This window comes from Streptococcus sp. HSISS3 (assembly GCF_000448605.1).
Classification (GTDB): domain Bacteria; phylum Bacillota; class Bacilli; order Lactobacillales; family Streptococcaceae; genus Streptococcus; species Streptococcus raffinosi.
Window position 1 is genome coordinate 635,073 of record NZ_CM002130.1, and the last position, 19,970, is coordinate 655,042.

The 19,970-nt window shown below is 40.6% G+C and carries 16 protein-coding genes and 1 pseudogene; 13 read left to right on the forward strand and 4 right to left on the reverse strand.

Features of this window, described 5'->3' with window-relative positions; all coding sequences use genetic code 11:
* Positions 1-327: pseudogene (locus HSISS3_RS03130) on the forward strand (hypothetical protein); the annotation flags it as partial.
* On the opposite strand, the gene HSISS3_RS03135 reads toward HSISS3_RS03130, so the two are convergent.
* Positions 293-1,552 (reverse strand): threonine/serine exporter family protein, encoded by a 1,260-nt coding sequence (locus HSISS3_RS03135; protein ID WP_021151653.1) that lies wholly within the window; start codon positions 1,550-1,552, stop codon positions 293-295. The pseudogene HSISS3_RS03130 and the gene HSISS3_RS03135 overlap by 35 nt on opposite strands.
* Before the next feature lie 328 nt (positions 1,553-1,880).
* On the opposite strand from HSISS3_RS03135, the gene dhaK reads away from it, so the two are divergent.
* The 6 genes from dhaK to HSISS3_RS03165 all read left to right on the forward strand — a co-directional run bounded on the left by dhaK (position 1,881) and on the right by HSISS3_RS03165 (position 6,735).
* The gene (gene dhaK, locus HSISS3_RS03140; protein ID WP_021151654.1) at positions 1,881-2,870 is read left to right on the forward strand and encodes a dihydroxyacetone kinase subunit DhaK; all 990 of its coding nucleotides are present in this window, start codon (positions 1,881-1,883) and stop codon (positions 2,868-2,870) included.
* Positions 2,871-2,901: 31 nt separating this feature from the next.
* Positions 2,902-3,477, forward strand: coding sequence for a dihydroxyacetone kinase subunit DhaL (gene dhaL / locus HSISS3_RS03145; RefSeq protein ID WP_002885240.1), 576 nt, complete (start codon positions 2,902-2,904; stop codon positions 3,475-3,477).
* 3 nt (positions 3,478-3,480) lie between these two features.
* Positions 3,481-3,855 (forward strand): dihydroxyacetone kinase phosphoryl donor subunit DhaM, encoded by a 375-nt coding sequence (dhaM, locus tag HSISS3_RS03150; RefSeq protein WP_002885319.1) that lies wholly within the window; start codon positions 3,481-3,483, stop codon positions 3,853-3,855.
* Positions 3,856-3,869: 14 nt separating this feature from the next.
* Positions 3,870-4,853 (forward strand): Gfo/Idh/MocA family protein, encoded by a 984-nt coding sequence (locus tag HSISS3_RS03155; RefSeq protein ID WP_021151655.1) that lies wholly within the window; start codon positions 3,870-3,872, stop codon positions 4,851-4,853.
* Positions 4,854-4,996: 143 nt separating this feature from the next.
* Positions 4,997-6,088: a glycerol dehydrogenase gene (locus tag HSISS3_RS03160; RefSeq protein ID WP_021143902.1), complete on the forward strand. Its 1,092-nt coding sequence runs from the start codon at positions 4,997-4,999 to the stop codon at positions 6,086-6,088.
* 302 nt (positions 6,089-6,390) lie between these two features.
* The gene (locus tag HSISS3_RS03165; protein ID WP_021151656.1) at positions 6,391-6,735 is read left to right on the forward strand and encodes a hypothetical protein; all 345 of its coding nucleotides are present in this window, start codon (positions 6,391-6,393) and stop codon (positions 6,733-6,735) included.
* Between the two features lie 225 nt (positions 6,736-6,960).
* On the opposite strand, the gene HSISS3_RS03170 is transcribed toward HSISS3_RS03165, so the two are convergent.
* Entirely contained in the window at positions 6,961-8,445 is a 1,485-nt protein-coding gene (locus HSISS3_RS03170; RefSeq protein ID WP_021151658.1) for a DUF1846 domain-containing protein, read from the reverse strand.
* Positions 8,446-8,678: 233 nt separating this feature from the next.
* Positions 8,679-9,500: an AraC family transcriptional regulator gene (locus HSISS3_RS03175; RefSeq protein WP_021151659.1), complete on the reverse strand. Its 822-nt coding sequence runs from the start codon at positions 9,498-9,500 to the stop codon at positions 8,679-8,681.
* A 105-nt stretch (positions 9,501-9,605) separates the two neighbouring features.
* Here HSISS3_RS03175 and HSISS3_RS03180 point away from each other — a divergent pair, with 105 nt between their 5' ends.
* Entirely contained in the window at positions 9,606-11,771 is a 2,166-nt protein-coding gene (locus HSISS3_RS03180; RefSeq protein ID WP_021151660.1) for an alpha-galactosidase, read from the forward strand.
* A gap of 232 nt (positions 11,772-12,003) precedes the next feature.
* On the opposite strand, the gene HSISS3_RS03185 is transcribed toward HSISS3_RS03180, so the two are convergent.
* Entirely contained in the window at positions 12,004-12,999 is a 996-nt protein-coding gene (locus HSISS3_RS03185; RefSeq protein WP_014634734.1) for a LacI family DNA-binding transcriptional regulator, read from the reverse strand.
* Between the two features lie 139 nt (positions 13,000-13,138).
* Here HSISS3_RS03185 and HSISS3_RS03190 point away from each other — a divergent pair, with 139 nt between their 5' ends.
* From HSISS3_RS03190 to HSISS3_RS03210, 5 genes are all read left to right on the forward strand, one after another.
* The gene (locus tag HSISS3_RS03190; protein ID WP_014634733.1) at positions 13,139-14,305 is read left to right on the forward strand and encodes a galactokinase; all 1,167 of its coding nucleotides are present in this window, start codon (positions 13,139-13,141) and stop codon (positions 14,303-14,305) included.
* A gap of 19 nt (positions 14,306-14,324) precedes the next feature.
* Positions 14,325-15,806, forward strand: a complete 1,482-nt coding sequence (gene galT, locus HSISS3_RS03195) for a UDP-glucose--hexose-1-phosphate uridylyltransferase (RefSeq protein ID WP_042771791.1) — start codon at positions 14,325-14,327, stop codon at positions 15,804-15,806.
* A gap of 29 nt (positions 15,807-15,835) precedes the next feature.
* On the forward strand, positions 15,836-16,837 hold the full coding sequence (gene galE, locus HSISS3_RS03200; RefSeq protein ID WP_002888050.1) for a UDP-glucose 4-epimerase GalE: 1,002 nt from the start codon (positions 15,836-15,838) through the stop codon (positions 16,835-16,837).
* A 68-nt stretch (positions 16,838-16,905) separates the two neighbouring features.
* Complete coding sequence (locus tag HSISS3_RS03205; protein ID WP_021151662.1) at positions 16,906-17,952, forward strand: aldose epimerase family protein; 1,047 nt, start codon at positions 16,906-16,908, stop codon at positions 17,950-17,952.
* Positions 17,953-18,063: 111 nt separating this feature from the next.
* A complete protein-coding gene (locus HSISS3_RS03210) occupies positions 18,064-19,968 on the forward strand; it encodes a PTS sugar transporter subunit IIA (protein ID WP_021151663.1) in 1,905 nt (634 codons plus the stop codon).
* The last annotated feature ends 2 nt before the right edge of the window (positions 19,969-19,970 follow it).

A 19,970-nucleotide genomic window follows, 5' to 3' on the forward strand; every position in this document is an offset into this window, starting at 1 on the left:
GAAGAGATGAAAGAGGCTTACGAAAAGACCATTCACTATTACCTATATCATGATCCCCAAGAGAGATTCAATGGGAAAACACCAGCTCAAGTGAGAGCTGAAGCACAAGAAAATCCAGAACAAGCTCCATATTATCCAATTAAACAATCTAAAAATATAGAGATTACTGGAAAACTATTGCCGATAAGAAAAACCAGACTGCTTAACCCAAAGCAACCTGGTTCCTCACATTTTATTTATTTCAATTGTCTACTTGACACGGTACGTATCAAAACCAATGGCTTTCAACAATTTATTTCTTCTTCCCTAGGACAAAATAACGGCTAGGGATTTGTTGTGTCAGACTGACGGCGATAGCAATGGTAAATGAGGCCAAGAAACAAGCTCGTAGGAAGCTGAGGCCTAGGTTTTCATTTCCAATCAAGAGAAAGTAGATGGCACGGTAGAAGCTCATTCCTGGAATGAGTGGGAACATGCTTGAGGCTAGGAAGACTGTGGCTGGACATCTACGGTAGTGGGCCAAAAAGCGTGAGGTGATAGTGACTAATAGGGCTGGGAAGAGGATGGCTAAGACTTCGTGATGGGTATTGTTCCAAATCAAGAGGTAGAGGAGCCATGAGCCGGCACCTAGGGTTCCAAGGTCAAAAAAGTATTTTTTGGGAACTCGATAAAGCACGGAGAAGGCTGCTGTCCCTACTCCTGCCATGACAGTTTGAGTCAGGACTTCTAGCCAGGAGGTAGACGGTGTTGAAAAGACGCCTGATAGTTGCTCCGCAAAGGGGAGAATGGAAATCATGGCAAGGACACCGACAGAGATCGATAGACAAGTGGAGACTCCCGACAGCATCAAGGCCAGACCACTATAGTAGTTGTTCTGGGTGAATTCTCGGATGGCATTGACAAAGTAGGCCCCAGGAATCAAAATCATCAAGGTCCCTAGGATAATGACACTACGATGTTGTCCAATGCCCAGAGTATAGAGGATATTAGCTGATAAAGCGGCAATGGCACTAGAGAGGATAATCTGCAAAAAACTGGTATGAATAAAACGGGAAAAGAGCTGCATGCCAATCCCCACAAAGAGTCCAGAGATAGCCGCAGCAGTCCCATCAATCCAGCTACTTCCAAGGGCTAGCGAGAAGCTCCCTGCACCAATGACACAGGCTATAATATCCTCTAAAGGACGATAGAAGGTCTTGTGTTCAATGGTTCTCAGTTTTTGGAAAATACTGGAAAGAGCTGGATTTGGTTGCTCCGTCAGTTCTCGTGATAAGCGGTTAACCTCTTCGAGTTTGCCTAGATGGATGGAGGGAGCTGAGGTAGCTAGAATACGAGATTCTTTAAGCCCTGAACGGTTGAGTCCAGAAATCATGACTCCCCGATTGACCACATAAGAAGAAAAGTCCCTAATGCCCAGAGATTTGGCCATATGCCCCATGGTGTCTTCAATGCGGTAAATCTCAGCACCGCTCTCCATGAGGAGACGGCCTGCTTGAAGGACCGCATCCATTTCGTTTTGAGGCTCTGATTCATTTGGAAAATCGATAGTCATGTGACCCCTCCTTATCTGTTAATTCGTCATTCCATTATAAGGCTTGAATGGTGGTTTTTCAATAGCTTGGGCGACTAAAATGCGTCTTTTTATGAGAATATTTTTTGACACTAATCCTGTACTTTTTAAAGGCGGTCGCCTACCCTTTTGCCTTGCTAATGATTGAGGCAAATGCTACAATTAAATCATAAAATGTATGCGTTTACATATTTTTGCGCTGCCTTTCTCAAAAAGCGTTATAGTCCTTTATTTATAGGGAAATGAGCAATTACAGAAGGAAGCGTATGTAAGTGTAAAAAAATGATACCTTTGAAAAGGAGGCAATTCCATGAAAAAAATTATCAATAATCCTGAAAATGTTGTCACTGAGATGTTAGATGGCTTGGCTTATGTTCATAGTGATTTGGTGCATCGTGTTGACGGCTTTGACATCATTGTAAGAAATGAGCAGGCTTCTGGTCAGGTTGGTCTCATTTCTGGTGGCGGAAGTGGTCACGAGCCAGCCCACGCTGGTTTTGTGGGTGATGGTATGCTTTCAGCAGCTATTGCAGGTGCAGTCTTCACGTCGCCAACGCCTGATCAAATTTTGGAAGCTATCAAGGAAGCGGACCAAGGGGCTGGTGTCTTCATGGTTGTTAAAAATTATTCAGGCGACATCATGAATTTTGAGATGGCTCAAGAATTGGCTGAGATGGAAGGTATCGAGGTTGCCAGTGTTGTTGTGGACGACGATATCGCTGTGGAAAATAGTCTCTATACACAAGGTCGTCGTGGGGTTGCAGGAACTATTTTCGTACATAAAATCTTAGGTCATGCGGCTCGTGAAGGTAAGTCCCTGGCTGAAATCAAAGACTTGGCTGACAAGATTGTCCCTAATATCCATACCATTGGTTTAGCCCTTAGCGGTGCGACAGTTCCTGAGGTTGGCAAGCCCGGTTTTGTCCTAGCAGAGGATGAAATCGAATATGGTATTGGTATCCACGGTGAACCAGGTTATCGCAAGGAGTCTATGCAGCCATCTCGCCAGTTAGCTGAAGAATTGACAGGGAAACTCCTTGAAGCCTTTGAGGCTAAGGCAGGTGAACGCTATGCCCTTCTCATCAATGGTATGGGTGCGACACCTCTCATGGAGCAGTATGTCTTTACTAACGATGTAGCAAGCATTCTTGGAGATGCTGGACTTGATGTAGCCTTTAAAAAATTAGGTAACTACATGACATCGATTGATATGGCAGGTCTCTCATTGACGCTCATGAAGATTGCAGAAGACGCTTGGCTTGAGGCCCTTGAGAGTCCTGTTAAGACCATTGCTTGGTAGTCTGACATGAAAACTAGAAATTAGGTATATTATGGATAAAACAGTTGCAGTAAAATGGATGCAATGCTTTGATCAAAGGGTTGAAGCAGAAAAAGACCACTTGTCTGAATTAGACGGTCCTATTGGAGATGGTGATCATGGTGCTAACTTGGCACGTGGTATGGCGGCAGCCATTGAGGCTATTAACAGTACTGAACCACAAAGTACGGCAGAAGTTTTTAAGGCAGTGTCTATGGCCTTGATTAGTAAGGTTGGTGGTGCTTCAGGTCCGCTTTATGGGTCTGCCTTTATGGGCATGATGAAGGCTGAACAAGCTGGTCAAGATTTGGCAGGAGTGCTTGAGGCAGGTCTCGAGATGATTAAAAAACGTGGTCATGCACAAGTTGGTGAAAAGACCATGGTGGATGTTTGGCACCCAGTTGTTGAAGCTGTCAAACAAGGTCAATTAACCAATGACCTTATTGATCAAGCTGTTCTTTCAACCAAGGAAGTTGTGGCTACCAAGGGGCGTGCCTCTTATGTAGGTGAGCGTTCTATTGGTCACATTGATCCAGGCTCTTATTCGTCTGGTCTACTCTTCAAAGCCTTGCTAGAAGCGGAGGGCTAGGATATGCCAGAACTTGGAATTGTGATTGTGTCCCACTCTGCGGATATTGCTAAAGGTTTGGTGAGCCTGATTCGTGAAGTCGCTCCAGATATCCCTTTGACGGCTACAGGTGGTCTGGAAGATGGTGGCTTGGGATCTAGTTTTGACCATGTCCAAGTGGCTGTGGAAAGTCAGCCCGCCAACCGACTCTTGGCCTTTTACGACCTAGGCAGTTCCCGTATGAATTTGGAAATGCTTGAGGAATTTTCAGACAAGGAAATCCTTATTCAACAGGTACCTCTCATTGAGGGGGCCTATGCGGCTGCAGCCTTGCTTCAGGCAGGAGCGAGTGAGGTTGAAATCTTATCTCAGATTAATGAATTGACTATTCAAAAATAGAATAAAGGAAAACTATGACAAATCAAATTAAGTACAACTGGGCTAGTCTTGGAACTGGCGTAATTGCCAACGAATTGGCACAAGCCTTGGAAGCTCTTGGAGGGAAACTCTATTCCGTTGCCAATCGTACCTATGACAAGGGTGTAGCCTTCGCTGAAAAATATGGCATTGAAAAGGTTTATGAAGAGATTGACCAAGTATTTGAAGATCCTGAAGTGGATATTATCTATATCTCAACGCCTCACAATACGCATATTAATTACCTTCGCAAGGCCTTAGCAGCTGGCAAGCACGTCCTCTGTGAAAAATCTATCACCCTAAATAGTGAGGAATTGGCAGAAGCTATTCAACTCGCCGAAGAAAATCATGTTAAACTGGCAGAAGCCATGACCATTTTCCATATGCCTATCTATCGAAAACTCTCTGAAATCGTGGAAAGTGGTAAGTTGGGACCTCTTAAGGTTATCCAGATGAACTTCGGTTCTTACAAAGATTATGACATGACCAACCGCTTTTTCAATCGTAATCTGGCTGGTGGTGCCCTACTTGATATCGGTGTCTATGCCCTATCTTTCGTGCGTTGGTTTATGACCTCACAACCGACAGAGATGGTTTCACAGGTCAAATTAGCTCCGACTGGCGTTGATGAGCAAGCGGGTATTCTTCTTACCAATGCAGAAGGGGAAATGGCGACGGTGACATTGAGTCTTCATGCCAAACAACCTAAGCGTGGCACCATCGCTTATGACAAGGGCTACATCGAACTTTATGAGTACCCACGTGGGCAAAAGGCGGTCATCACCTATACGGAAGATGGCTCACAAGAAGTCATCGAGGCAGGAGAAACTGCCAAAGCCCTTCAGTATGAAGTCCTAGACATGGAAGCAGCCGTTGCAGGTAAGGATGATCATACCTACCTCAATTACAGCCGAGATGTCATGGAGCTCATGACCCAACTCCGCAAAGACTGGGGCTTGGTCTACCCAGAAGAAGAGTAGCGATTAGATGATAAACAAGACCAGTATAATGTACTGACTACAAAAGATAGACAGTCTCTTAAAAGGATTTAGCCCTGCATAAGATAGGAATAGGTCCATTTAACCGATTCTATATAAATACATTTATGTCAAAGGAGAAAGACATGAGAAATTTTGCAAGTCCGTCACGTTACATTCAAGGTGAAAATGCCTTATTTGAAAATGCAAAAGCCATTTCAGAATTGGGAACTCATCCTGTTTTACTATGTGACTCAGTAGTTTATGATATTGTAGGTAAACGTTTCGAAGAATACCTTGTTCAAAATGGACTCACAGTTGTACCAGTCTTCTTTAATGGAGAAGCATCGGATAATGAAATTAATCGTGTGGTCAGCCTAGCCAAAGAAGAAGACTGTGATTTAGTTATTGGACTCGGTGGTGGTAAGACTATCGATAGTGCTAAAGCTATTGCAGACCTTCTACAATCGTCAGTTGTTATTGCCCCAACTATCGCATCTACAGATGCTCCAGTTTCAGCTTTGTCTGTTATCTATACTGACGAGGGTGCCTTTGAGCGCTATATCTTCTATTCTAAGAACCCAGAGTTGGTTTTGGTGGATAGTAAAGTGATCTCTCAAGCACCAAAACGTTTGTTAGCATCTGGTATTGCAGATGGCTTAGCAACTTGGGTAGAAGCTCGAGCAGTTATGCAAGCCAACGGAAAAACTATGCTAGGTAAACACCAAACTCTAGCAGGGGTTGCCATTGCTGAACGCTGTGAAGAGATTCTTTTTGCAGATGGTCTACAAGCCATGGCCGCTTGTGAAGCTAAAGTGGTAACGCCTGCCCTAGAAAATATTATTGAAGCTAATACCCTTCTTAGTGGTATTGGATTTGAAAGTGGTGGTTTGGCTGCTGCTCATGCCATCCATAATGGTTTCACAGCTCTCACTGGCGATATTCACCATTTGACTCATGGTGAAAAAGTAGCCTACGGAACTCTTGTGCAATTGTTCTTAGAAAATCGTCCAAAAGAAGTTTTGGATAAATACATTCGCTTCTATCAACAAATTGGCATGCCAACTACTCTTAAAGAAATGCATCTTGAAAATGCAAGCTATGAAGATCTTCTCAAGGTTGGTCAACAAGCGACTATTGAAGGAGAAACTATCCATCAAATGCCATTTGAAGTGAAAGCCTCTGATATTGCGCAAGCCATCGTTGCTGTAGATGCTTATGTTCATGGATTAGCCTAAGTAAATTTGGTCTTTTGTAGGGAAAGTGCCACCATTCCCGTATAGGAATATTATCCCCCTCAGGCACTTATCCCAACAGGATAGACAAATTGTTATAGGAAAGGGTTCAGTTCTGTATTAGATAGGACTGAGCCCTTTTTACTATTTAAAAACCAATAATTTCAAAGTTCCTCAAAGCAGTTTAAGAACTTTTGAAAACATAAAACATTTTCAAGAAATCCTGATTTAACAGTCATTACGCTTGTGTAAGCGTTTCAAAAAGTGTATACTATAAGTAGAAAGATAGGAAAAGGAGATGGCTAGTGTCTAGTATTACAATTGAAGCGAGCAAGGTGGCTAGAAAGAGTCCTATTAGGGTTGATACTAGTCTTGTGGGAACGGTTTCTGGGGTTGAAGATGTGACAGTCTCCCTACCTTCATCGAAAGCTCGTCTAAGTGTAGGTAAATGGGGCTATAAGTCCAATACGATTACTGTTGAGGATGGTCAAACTGTTCGGGTTACAGGTAATTTTATAAATCGCCTCATAGCGGTAGCACCATTGTTTCTATACTTTATTGGAGGTCGTTACCTCCCACTCATTGCTGTTCTATCTACTATAATTTTGCTTTTTAGCTTACCCTTTCTCAAGTTAGAAATTGTAGACTAATTAGAATCGGGAGTGGCCTAGCCCTCTGTTTGATACTTTTAACTCACTTTTTCATAAAAATGCTAGGCTGCTCTCCATTTTTTGAGAAAAGGTTGAGACGAGAAAGTGGGTTGTCAAAAAGGGAACTTGATAGAGTTCTCCTTTTTTTATTAAGCCAGTTCCCTTGTCCATTTTGAAAAGACCCCAGTTGGTAAAACTGAGGTCTTTGATGTTTCTAGTGATAGATTACTTACGATATAATTTGTCGTATTGATAGTAAGGATCGAAGGTCACATTGATACCAAGCTTACGGAGGACATTTTTATCTTCATCAGTAAGGATGATGGTTGAGTGGGCTTCAGATCCCTTGAGGTTACCAAGTTCCTTCATGGCACGGGCCGCATCCGCATTGTTAGCGGCAGTGATAGCCAAGGCAATGAGAATTTCATTTGAGTGGAGACGAGGATTACGGCTACCCAAATGGTTGATTTTCAGACCTTGGATGGGTTTAACCACCTCAGGCTCGATGAGTTTGGTTTCTTTGGCAATGCCAGCAGAAGTCTTGATAGCATTAATCAAAGCAGCGGCAGTAGGACCAAAGAGTTCTGAATTTTTACCAGTGACGATTTGGCCATTTGGTAATTCAAGCGCAAGAGCAGAACTACCGGTTTCTTCAGCTTTAGCACGTGCTGCTACAACGACTTTACGGTCTTCAGGCGTGATACCAAGATCGTTCATGAGCAGTTCGATTTTCTTAACGGCAGTTTCAGGTACACGTTCATTTTTAAAATCAAGAACGGTTTGATAGTAGCGACGGATGATTTCTTGTTTAGAAGCTTCTTTAGCAGCCTCATCATCGGTAATAGCGAAACCAACCATGTTAACACCCATATCTGTAGGCGAAGCATAAGGAGAATCGCCAAGGATACGTTCAAGCATACGTTTGAGAACTGGGAAAATTTCGATGTCACGGTTGTAGTTTACCGTAGTTTTGCCATAAGTTTCCAAGTGGAATGGGTCAATCATATTGACATCATCAAGGTCGGCAGTGGCAGCTTCATAGGCCAAGTTGACTGGGTGATGAAGTGGCAAATTCCAAACTGGGAAGGTTTCAAATTTGGCATAACCAGATTTGATGCCATTGATTTGGTCGTGGTACATGTTAGACATACATGTCGCCAATTTACCAGAACCTGGACCAGGAGCAGTGACAACGATTAGGTTACGGCTGGTCTTGATATAGTCATTTTTTCCCATACCTTCAGGAGAAATGATATGGTTCATATCCGTTGGATAACCCTTAATAGGGTAATGGATGTAAGACGTGATGCCATTTTTTTCCAGTTGGTTACGGAAGGCATCAGCCGCAGGTTGACCTGAATACTGTGTGATGACAACAGAACCCACATAAATATTGAGCTCGTTGAATGTATCAATCAGACGAAGCACCTCTTGGTCGTAGGAAATACCAAGGTCACCACGAGCCTTAGAGTGCTCGATATTGCTAGCATTAATGGCGATGACCACTTCAACCTGATCTTTAAGCTCTTGAAGGAGCTTGATTTTATTGTCAGGTTCATAACCAGGAAGGACACGAGCAGCGTGGAAATCCTCCAACATCTTGCCACCAAACTCCAAGTAGAGCTTGCCGTCAAACTGGTTAATACGCTCCAAAATATGGTCACGTTGCAGATTCAAATACTGTTCAGAACTAAAAGCTTGTTTCTTCATAAATAAAAATACCTCTGAGAAAAATTATATCAAATGCCTGAGGTAAATGCTATTAGCGAAAGACGATTTTTGGGAGAAGGAAGAGTGAGAATTCATTGATAGTGACATTTATGTCACTACAAATTTTTGGGAAGTATTAATAAAATATAAGGTTAGCTTTAAATACTTTGAAAAAATGACGTAAAATGATAAACAGCAAGGCCACAATCCTTACTGGTGAGCTGTCTACTTCTTTATTTTTTACGATATTGACTTGGTGAGCAGTTATAATACTTCCGAAATGCTTTTGAAAAGTGCAAAGGGTCTAGGTAACCCACTGAATAGGCGATAATTTTTATAGGTTGATCAGTGGTTTTCAAGAGTTCATTAGCTCGATTCATGCGTACCTCAAGCAGGTATTCTTTGGGAGAAATCTTGTGGAAGTCTTTGAAGATGGAGGACAAATAGGAACGATGAACGCCTAGCTTATCGGCAATCTCTTGGATACTAATGTCTTGTGAGTTATAACCTATATCGATGAGGTGTTTGGCTTCACGATAGAGTTTGCAACTGGGCGAGATGGTTTCTTGATCAAGGTTAGGTGAGAGGTCATTTAATCGGTGCATGAGTTCATAGAGTTGACTGATAACATGCAGTTGCGAGGACTTACTTTCGTCGAGCCTTTCTGCATCTTTGACAATAGTCTCTATGAAGTTACCTAATGCTTCGGTGTGAGGGGACGACCTAAGATAGGCTGTTTCGTGGATTTGTGAGAGGTGAAAGTACTCCTGAGCTTTGATACCACTAATCCCTAGCCAATAGTAGGACCAAGGAGTCTGATTATCCGCAAAATAGTAGGTAACTTCACCTGGTATGAGTAAAAAAATATCTCCCTTTTGAAGGGGGATTTTTTGGTCCTTGTATTCAAGGCAGCCTTTGCCTTCAGTGATGTAATGGAGAACGTAATTTTCCCGAATGGCAGGACCAAAGAACTGGTCTGGTAAACAATCCTCATAGCCGTAAAAATCAAGACGTAAATCTAAGGTTCCTGTTTCAAGTTCTGAAAAAATAATCATAGCACAACCTCCTTACCTAACATTTTACCATATATTTGCAACAAAATTCCATTTTAGAAAGCGCATACATCATCTATAATAAAGCTTGTAAATAAGGAGAACACTATGAGCATTGTTGTTAACAAAAATTATTATTACATCACTAGCAAAGATTTGTCGCTCATTATTGAAGAACATGACGGGGATCTTTTGCTAAGACACTTAGGTCGAAAGGTAAATCGCTACCATGGCTCAAATGCTGTAAATGAAAGAGATCATGCTTTTTCAGGACAGCTCAATCCAGACGTCAGAACCTATAGTTATGATACACAACGTCAAGTGGTAGGCCTGCATGGTTTGGGGGATTTTCGTCAACCGTCTTTGAAAATCCAGCATGGTGTCTCAGATGTGACACGCTTTGAATTTTCAAAAGCAGAAGTGGTCAAAGGGATTTCACTAGAAAGCAAACTTCCATATCCACATTCTTTGGAAAATGCAGAAACACTTATTTTCACCTTAGTCGATAAAGTCGCTAACTTGGAATTGAAACTCTACTATACAGTAGTGGAAGATAACAACACAATTGTAACTTATAGCGAAGTCATCAACCGTTCTGAACAAGCCGTGGTAATCCACCGAGCGCTCAGCGCTATGGCTGATATACCTGCTCGTGACTATGATGTGGTCACTCTCCAAGGTGCTTACGCTCGTGAGAAAACGGTTCGTCGCCAAAGAGTTGAGCAAGGTATCTTTAAAGTCGCTTCTAACCGTGGTGCCTCAGGTCATGCTCAGACACCAGCTTTAATTCTTTGTGATCACGAAGCAAGCGAGGGGGCAGGCGAGGCTTTGGCCTTCCAACTCATGTATAGCGGTAACTTCCAAACATTTGTTCAAAAGAGTCAAATCAATGAGGTGCGTGTAGCTATCGGAATTGAGGATGAGAACTTTGACTGGGAACTTGCTTCAAATGAAAGTTTTGAAACACCAGTTGCCCTCATTACTTACTCTCACCAAGGTTTAACTGGTGTTAGTCAAGAAAGTCAGGCCTTTGTTACAGACTACATCATTCCTAAGCAGTTTGCCCATGAGGAGCGTCCAATTCTTCTTAATAACTGGGAGGCAACCTACTTTGATTTTGAGAAAGAAAAACTGCTTGAGTTAGCAGAAGATGCTAAACAAGTAGGTGTTGAACTCTTTGTCTTGGATGATGGTTGGTTTGGAAATCGTTTCGACGACAACCGTGCTCTAGGAGATTGGTTTGTCAATGAAGAAAAACTTGGTGGACCGCTTCAAGACCTGATTGAAAAGGTTCATGCCAAGGGGCTTAGGTTTGGTCTTTGGTTTGAGCCTGAAATGATTTCGGTGGATAGTGATCTTTATCGAAAACATCCAGACTGGGCCATTCAGGTGCCTAATTATGATCATACTTACTCACGCAACCAACTTATGTTGAACTTGGCCAATCCAGATGTGGTGGCTTACTTGAAAGATGTCTTGGATAAGATTCTGACAGATAATGCTATTGATTATGTTAAATGGGATTATAACCGTAACATGACTAACATCGGAAATGGTGCAAACTACCTTGAAAGCCAGATGCAGAGTCATCAATACATGTTAGGGCTATATGACTTGGTAGAATTTCTGACAAGCAAGCATGAGAATATTCTCTTTGAATCATGTTCAGGTGGAGGAGGTCGAAACGACCTCGGTATGATGCGTTACTTCCCACAAGTTTGGGCGAGTGATAATACTGATGCCATTGCAAGATTACCGATTCAATATGGTTCAAGCTATCTTTACCCAACCATTTCTATGGGAGCCCATGTGTCAGCTGTCCCTAATCACCAAATGGGACGCACGACACCTCTGGAAACGCGTGGTGATGTAGCTATGATGGGTAATTTAGGCTACGAACTTGATTTGACGAGTTTGACTCAGGAAGAAAAAGATGGCATTGCTACACAAATTACTCATTATAAGGACATTCGTCCAGTGGTTCAATTTGGTCAGCAATACCGCCTCATAAATCCTGAAGCTGGAAGCAATGAAGCAGCTGTTCAATTTAATTATGAAAATAAGGTTCTAGCAACCTATGTCCGAGTTCTTTCAACGGTTGAGACGGTTGAAACGACTCTCAAACTAAAAAATCTCGATCAAGATGCTAACTACATGTTACAAGGAACAGGCCAAGTTTATTCTGGTGCTGAACTGATGTATGCAGGAATCACAGTCGTTCTTCCACAGGGAGACTTCCTCAGTAAACAATTTTATTTTGTCAAAGTAGATTAAGTGTTTAGTGGTATAGGTGTTTATCTGGATGTTAATTTGAACTAAGGTGTGCAAAAATGTTTGTAAACTTTAACAAGGTTCTTTAATAAATTAGCCTTGTTGTCAGGGTGGTATGAATTTTTATAGATTTGACATTTAAGCTGTTTTCTAAGAGAGAACAATAGAAGAGACTGGAAGAAATTCCAGTCTCTTTTTGCGTTTTCAATTTTAGAAGATATTTAATAGTAAGAAATTATTTCGTACTTTCTCTCAGAGTCAGTTTAGTGCCCAACATAGTAAGTGTCGGGATTTCTCTTGGAGCCAAGACTTGTTTATTGAGGACATCCATGGCCGTTCGTCCCATTTCTTCGGTATAAACAGTAACACTAGAAAGTGGCGGATAAACTTGTTTGGCTAGACTGGTGTCATTAAAGGAGATAATCTGGATATCTTCTGGGACATTAATGCCATTTTCCTGAAGGGCTCTAAGAGCACCGATAGCCAGACTGTCACTAGCTGCAAAGTAGGCATCTGGTAGGGGTGTACCACTTGCTATTTTAGAGGCTAAAAGGTCATAGCCAGATCGAACTGTAAAATTACCTGAAAGAATCAAAAGAGGGTCATAGATGCTCTTTTCAATACAGTAGTTACGATAAGAACGTAAACGAGGCTCCGGAACGATTTCAGTTGAATCCGTTGTTTTTTCTTGCCCTGTTAAAAGACCGATGCTCTTACACCCTTGCTCAGTGAGATAACTTAGTGCCGTTTGAACAGCATTTTCAAAGTCAGTTGTCACACAAGGATGTCCCTGAAGTAGGGTATCACTATCTACAAAGACCAGTGATCTACCCAATGATTCCAATTCAGTAATCTGTTCACGACTAAACTTTCCGATACAAAGTATACCTATGACTTCTTCAGCGAGACTAAAAGGAATGTCATTGAAATAACGAAGCATCTCGTAGTCTAGCTCATGGGCTCTTGTTTCAATTCCAAGCCGAATGTTGTAGTAGTAGAGATCGTCTAACTCATCTTCCTCACTTACCCATTGGATAATTGCCACTTGATGTTTTTCTTTTTTCAAGGTTCCGATTTTCTTATGTTTGGTATATCCGATTTCATCTGCCGCAGTTAAAATACGGTGCCTGGTTTCTTCAGTAACGGAGAGGTTTTCATCTTGGTTGAGAACACGTGAAACAGTTGCGATTGATACATCAGCCAATTTTGCGATATCTTTTAATGTAGCCATATTGTTCTCCTTTCATCCAAAGTATATCATAAATTCTAAAATTTTACCTATTTTTTACTAAAAAACAGTAAAAATATTGATTTTCCTTGTGAAAGGGGTTACACTGTTAGTGTAAAAAAGAATAAGCGAGGTACATCCTATGAAGACATCACAGTTAAGAGAAAAGTTTAAAGAAGTTTTTGGTGTAGAAGCAGAACATACTTTCTTTTCTCCAGGTCGTATTAATTTGATTGGTGAGCATACGGACTACAACGGTGGTCATGTATTTCCAGCAGCCATTACCCTAGGTACTTACGGAGCGGCCCGCAAACGTGATGACAAAGTTTTGCGTTTCTTCTCAGGTAACTTTGAGGATAAAGGCATCATCGAAGTACCACTTGAAAATCTTCGTTTTGAAAAAGAACACAACTGGACAAACTATCCAAAAGGTGTTCTTCATTTCTTGCAAGAGGCTGGTCATACGATTGATTCAGGTATGGATATTTACATCTATGGTAACATTCCAAATGGATCAGGCTTGTCATCATCATCATCTTTGGAATTGTTGATTGGTGTTATTGCTGAAAAACTTTATGACCTTAAATTGGAACGCCTTGACTTGGTTAAAATCGGTAAGCAAACTGAAAATGACTTTATCGGCGTTAACTCTGGTATCATGGACCAATTCGCTATTGGTATGGGAGCTGATCAACGTGCGATTTACTTGGATACAAATACTTTAGAGTATGACTTGGTACCACTTGACCTTAAAGACAATGTTGTTGTTATCATGAACACTAACAAACGTCGTGAATTGGCTGATTCTAAATACAATGAACGTCGTGCTGAATGTGAAGCAGCTGTATCTGAACTTCAAGAAAAACTTGATATCCAAACACTTGGTGAATTGGACCTTTGGACATTTGATGCATACAGCTACTTGATTAAAGATGAAAACCGTATCAAACGTGCCCGTCATGCGGTTCTTGAAAATCAACGTACACTTCAAGCTCGTAAAGCACTTGAATCAGGTGATTTGGAAGGATTTGGTCGTCTTATGAATGCTTCTCACGTGTCATTGGAACATGATTACGAAGTTACAGGTCTTGAGCTTGATACTTTGGCACACACAGCATGGGAACAAGAAGGTGTTCTTGGAGCTCGTATGACAGGAGCGGGATTTGGTGGATGTGCCATCGCGTTAGTAAACAAAGATAAAGTTGAAGATTTCAAAAAAGCAGTTGGTCAACGTTATGAAGAAGTCGTTGGTTATGCACCAAGCTTCTATATTGCTGAAGTAGCTGGCGGTTCACGAGTACTTGATTAATGAGAAAGAAGTAGAGATTATGGCTGAAAATTTAGTAAACACTTTTGTAACTCTGGTTATTGAAAATAGTGATTATGAGGAATTGGACCGTATCTATTTGACAAACAAAGTTTTTGCTTTGGTTGGAGAAGGAGTTGCTGATGTTGAAACAGATAGCTCTGAATTGATTGACCTTAAAGACCAGTTGCTTCAAGCAGGTGTTAAAGCTGGTTCTGTAGGTGATCTTAATGAAGAGCAAGATATCATTGGAGCTCAACTCATGGACTTGATTACACCAAGCCCTAGTGCTGTCAATCGTAACTTCTGGGATACTTATAAATCTGCCCCAGAGCAAGCAATTGCTGACTTTTATGCACAAAGTAAACGCAATGATTATGTGAAAGTCAAAGCCATTGCACAAAATATTGCTTATAAAGCACCTACTAAATACGGTGACTTGGAAATTACGATTAACCTTTCAAAACCTGAAAAAGATCCAAAAGCCATCGCTGCAGCTAAAAATGCGGTAGCTTCTGATTATCCAAAATGCCAACTTTGTATGGAAAATGAAGGTTATCTTGGTCGCATCAATCACCCAGCTCGTAGTAATCACCGTGTTATTCGTTTCCAAATGGAAGGAAATGATTGGGGCTTCCAATATTCACCATATGCTTACTTTAATGAACATTCTATCTTCTTTTATGGTAAGCACGAACCAATGCACATCAGTCCATTGACGTTTGGTCGTCTCCTATCAATTGTTGAAGCATTTCCTGGTTACTTCGCAGGTTCAAATGCCGATCTTCCAATTGTAGGTGGTTCAATTCTTACACACGAACACTATCAAGGTGGTCGCCACACTTTCCCAATGGAAGTAGCAGGCATTAAAGAAAAAGTTAGCTTTGATGGATACTCTGATGTTGAGACTGGTATCGTTAATTGGCCTATGTCTGTTCTTCGTCTTAGAAGTGAAGACAAGGAAAGACTTATTGCTCTTGCAACCAAAATTTTAAATTGTTGGCGTGGTTATTCAGACGAAAAAGCTGGTGTCTTGGCTGAGTCTGATGGACAACCTCACCACACCATTACCCCAATTGCTCGTAGAAAAGACGGCAAATTTGAATTGGATTTGGTTCTTCGTGACAATCAAACTTCTGAAGAACATCCAGACGGTATCTACCACCCACATAAAGATGTTCAACACATTAAGAAAGAAAACATTGGTTTGATTGAAGTTATGGGATTGGCCATTCTTCCACCTCGTTTGAAAACAGAACTTAAAGATGTTGAAGACTATCTATTGGGTCAAGGCAATCAAGTAGCTCCAATTCACCAAGAATGGGCAGATGAACTCAAAGCTCAAAATCCGAATGTTACGGCTGAGGAAGTGACAGAAGTTGTTCGACAATCTGTTGCAGATATCTTTGCTCGTGTACTAGAAGATGCAGGTGTTTATAAGACTAATAGTGAAGGCTTAGATCAGTTTAAAGCATTTGTAGATTTTGTAAATTTAGCTGATTAATTGTTTTTTCTGAAGAAAGGAGATAAGAAATGGCAATTTTAGTATTAGGTGGAGCTGGTTATATCGGTTCTCACATGGTTGATCGCTTAGTTGAAAAAGGTCAAGAAAAAGTAGTAGTAGTAGATAGTTTGGTAACCGGTCACCGTGCTGCCGTACATCCAGATGCTATTTTCTACCAAGGCGATCTCTCTGATCAAGATTTTATGAGAAAGGTCTTCAAAGAAAATCCTGATGTTGATGCCGTTATTCACTTTGCGGCCTATTCATTGGTTGGTGAATCAATGGAAAAACCACTCAAATATTTTGATAACAATACAGCTGGAATGGTTAAATTGCTTGAAGTTATGAACGAATGCGGTGTTAAATACATTGTCTTCTCATCAACAGCAGCAACTTACGGTATCCCAGAAGAAATTCCAATTCTTGAAACAACACCACAAAATCCTATCAACCCATATGGTGAAAGTAAGTTGATGATGGAAACTATCATGAAGTGGTCTGATAAAGCTTATGGTATTAAATATGTGCCACTTCGTTACTTCAACGTTGCTGGTGCAAAACCTGATGGATCTATCGGTGAAGACCATGGTCCAGAAACTCACCTTCTCCCAATTATCCTTCAAGTAGCTCAAGGTGTTCGTGAAAAAATCATGATTTTTGGTGATGACTACAACACTCCTGATGGTACAAATGTTCGTGACTATGTTCACCCATTTGACTTGGCTGATGCTCACCTCCTTGCTGTTGAATATCTTCGTAAAGGTAATGAATCTACAGCCTTTAACTTAGGTTCATCAACGGGATTCTCAAACCTTCAAATTCTTGAAGCCGCTCGTAAGGTAACTGGTAAAGAAATCCCAGCTGAGAAAGCTGATCGTCGTCCTGGTGATCCTGATACATTGATTGCTTCATCTGAAAAAGCACGTACAGTTCTTGGATGGAAACCACAATTTGATAACATCGAAAAAATCATCGCAAGTGCTTGGGCATGGCATTCTAGCCATCCAAAAGGGTACGATGATCGAGGATAATTAAAATAATAAAAAAAGGTCAAAGAGTATATATAATTATTGTACTCTTTGTTTTTTGAGGAAATAGTATGAAAATAAACTGCGAAATTATTGGAAAAGTTGATTCAGGCGATGTCAGTAAAATTTCAATGGAAAATAATAATGGTGTTGTCATTTCCACACTCACAACAGGTGCTACACTTCAGGAGTTTTTGGTTCCAACAGAAACTGGTGCTCTTAAAAATATAGTACTTGGTTTCAGTGATTACGAGGATTACTATAAGAATAATTTATGTGCCTGCCAGTCTATTGGTAGGGTTGCTGGAAGAATTGGGAAAGCTTCGTATACTCATAATATGGTTCTTTATAGCCTTCCTAAGAATGAGGGAGAAAACTGTTTACATGGCGGTCCAAAGGGAATGCAGGTTCAAAATTGGAACTATGTCACAAACCTGAATGATGAATATGTTGAGACAAAGTTTGTTAGAAGACTTTATTCAAGTGTAGATGGCTTTCCTGGTGATGTTACAGTCTCTATTAGTTATAGACTTAACAATAATAACCGCTTAACAATACTCTTTGAAGCCTTCGATGTTACAGAGTCAACAGTCTTTAATCCGACAAACCATGTTTACTTTAATCTTAGCGACAAACAGGATTTATCAAGTCATGAGTTACAAATCTATTCAGACTATCGTTTAGAGTTGGATTCTGAGTTAATTCCAACAGGACAAAAAATTAATGTAGATGGAACGAATTATGATTTCAGAAAGACAACTGACTTGCTACCTCGAATTGAAGCAAATAATGGTTTTGATGATTCCTTTGTAGTTGGAGGGGAAACTTGTGATCATGTGAAAGAAGTAGCTATTTTGCATGACAAAGAAAGCGGAGATGGTATTGAAATCTTCTCTAACAGAAATGGTTTAGTTATTTATACTATGGATATTATAGAGGATAATATTTACTTTGCGAGAGATCGAGGAACAATTGCAAAAGGACGAGAAGCTATAGCTATGGAAGCTCAAACACTCCCAGATGCCGTTAATCATACAGATTTTGGAGATATCCTCTTGGAGGAGGGGCATAGTGTAAGCTATGAAATCGGTTTCCAATATTTTAATTCATCAAAATAATCATGTTTTAGTAAAAGTTTAGTAAAAAAATCACTAAAACTATTGACAATTTAAACTAATACTTATATAATGTAAGCGTATTCAAAAAACAACTAACAGGAGGTTTTCGTAATGGGAAAATCTAACGGTCAGATGAAGTCTCGTCTATCCTATACAGCTGGTGCTTTTGGTAACGACGTCTTCTATGCAACGTTGTCAACATACTTTATCATGTTTGTGACAACTCACTTGTTTAACACAGGTGATCCAAAGCAAAATAGTCACTACGTACTATTAATTACTAACATCATCGCTATTTTGCGTATCTTGGAAGTATTTATCGATCCATTGATTGGTAACATGATTGATAACACTCATACTAAGTATGGTAAATTCAAACCATGGGTAGTTGGTGGTGGTATCATCAGTTCTATCGCCTTGTTGCTTCTCTTCACCGATTTAGGTGGTTTGAATAAAACAAATCCTTTCTTGTACCTTGTACTTTTCGGAATTATCTACCTTGTAATGGATGTCTTCTACTCAATTAAAGATATCGGTTTCTGGTCAATGATTCCTGCCTTGTCTCTTGACAGTCACGAACGTGAAAAAATGGCAACTTTTGCCCGTATCGGTTCTACAATCGGTGCTAACATTGTCGGTGTTGCCATCATGCCAATTGTTTTGTTCTTCTCAATGACTAAAACTGGTGGTTCAGGAGATAAAACTGGTTGGTTCTGGTTTGCCTTCATCGTTGCTCTTATTGGTGTGATCACATCAATCGCTGTTGGTATTGGTACTCGTGAAGTTGAATCTAAACTTCGTGATAATAAAGAAAAAACTAGCCTTAAACAAGTCTTTAAGGTTCTTGGTAAAAACGACCAATTGATGTGGTTGTCTCTCGGATATTGGTTCTACGGTCTTGGTATTAACTCACTTAATGCCCTACAACTTTACTATTTCACATTCATCCTTGGTGATTCAGGTAAATACTCAATCCTTTACGGATTAAACACTATTGTTGGTTTGGTTTCAGTTTCACTCTTCCCTAGTCTTGCTGGTAAATTCAACCGTAAACGTTTGTTCTATGGATGTATTGCAGTAATGCTCGGTGGTATCGGAATCTTTAGTATTGCAGGTACATCACTTCCATTGATTTTGACTGCAGCTGAACTCTTCTTCATTCCACAACCTCTTGTGTTCCTTGTTATCCTTATGATTATCTCTGACTCAGTAGAATATGGTCAATGGAAATTGGGACACCGTGATGAATCTCTTACTTTGTCAGTTCGTCCACTTGTTGATAAACTTGGTGGAGCAATGTCAAACTGGCTTGTATCTTTGATTGCCGTTGCCGCAGGTATGACAACTGGTGCTAAAGCAGCTGATATTACAGTTCATCAACAAGTTGTCTTTAAACTTAGCATGTTTGGTTTCCCAGCAGCAGCTATGCTTATCGGTGCCTTCATTATTGCTCGTAAGATCACTTTGACTGAAGCACGTCACGCTGAAATCGTCGAAGAATTGGAACATCGCTTTAGCGCAGCAACTTCTGAAAATGAAGTTAAAGCTAACGTCGTATCTCTTGTAAACCCTACAACTGGTCAATTGGTTGACCTCTCAAGTGTTAATGATGAACACTTTGCTTCAGGTAGCATGGGTAAAGGTTTCGCCATTAAACCTACTGATGGAGCTGTCTTTGCACCAATTAGTGGTACCATTCGCCAAGTTCTTCCTACTCGCCATGCAGTTGGTATTGAAAGTGAAGATGGTGTCGTTGTTCTTATCCACGTTGGTATCGGAACAGTTAAACTTAAAGGTGAAGGATTCATTAGTTACGTAGAACAAGGTCAACATGTTGAAGTTGGAGATAAACTTCTTGAGTTCTGGCCACCAATTATTGAGAAAAATGGTCTTGATGACACAGTACTTGTCACTGTAACTAATTCAGAAAAATTCAGTGCTTTCCATCTTGAAAAAGAAGTTGGAGAAAAGGTAGAAGCTTTGTCTGAAGTTATTACTTTCAAAAAAGGAGAGTAATC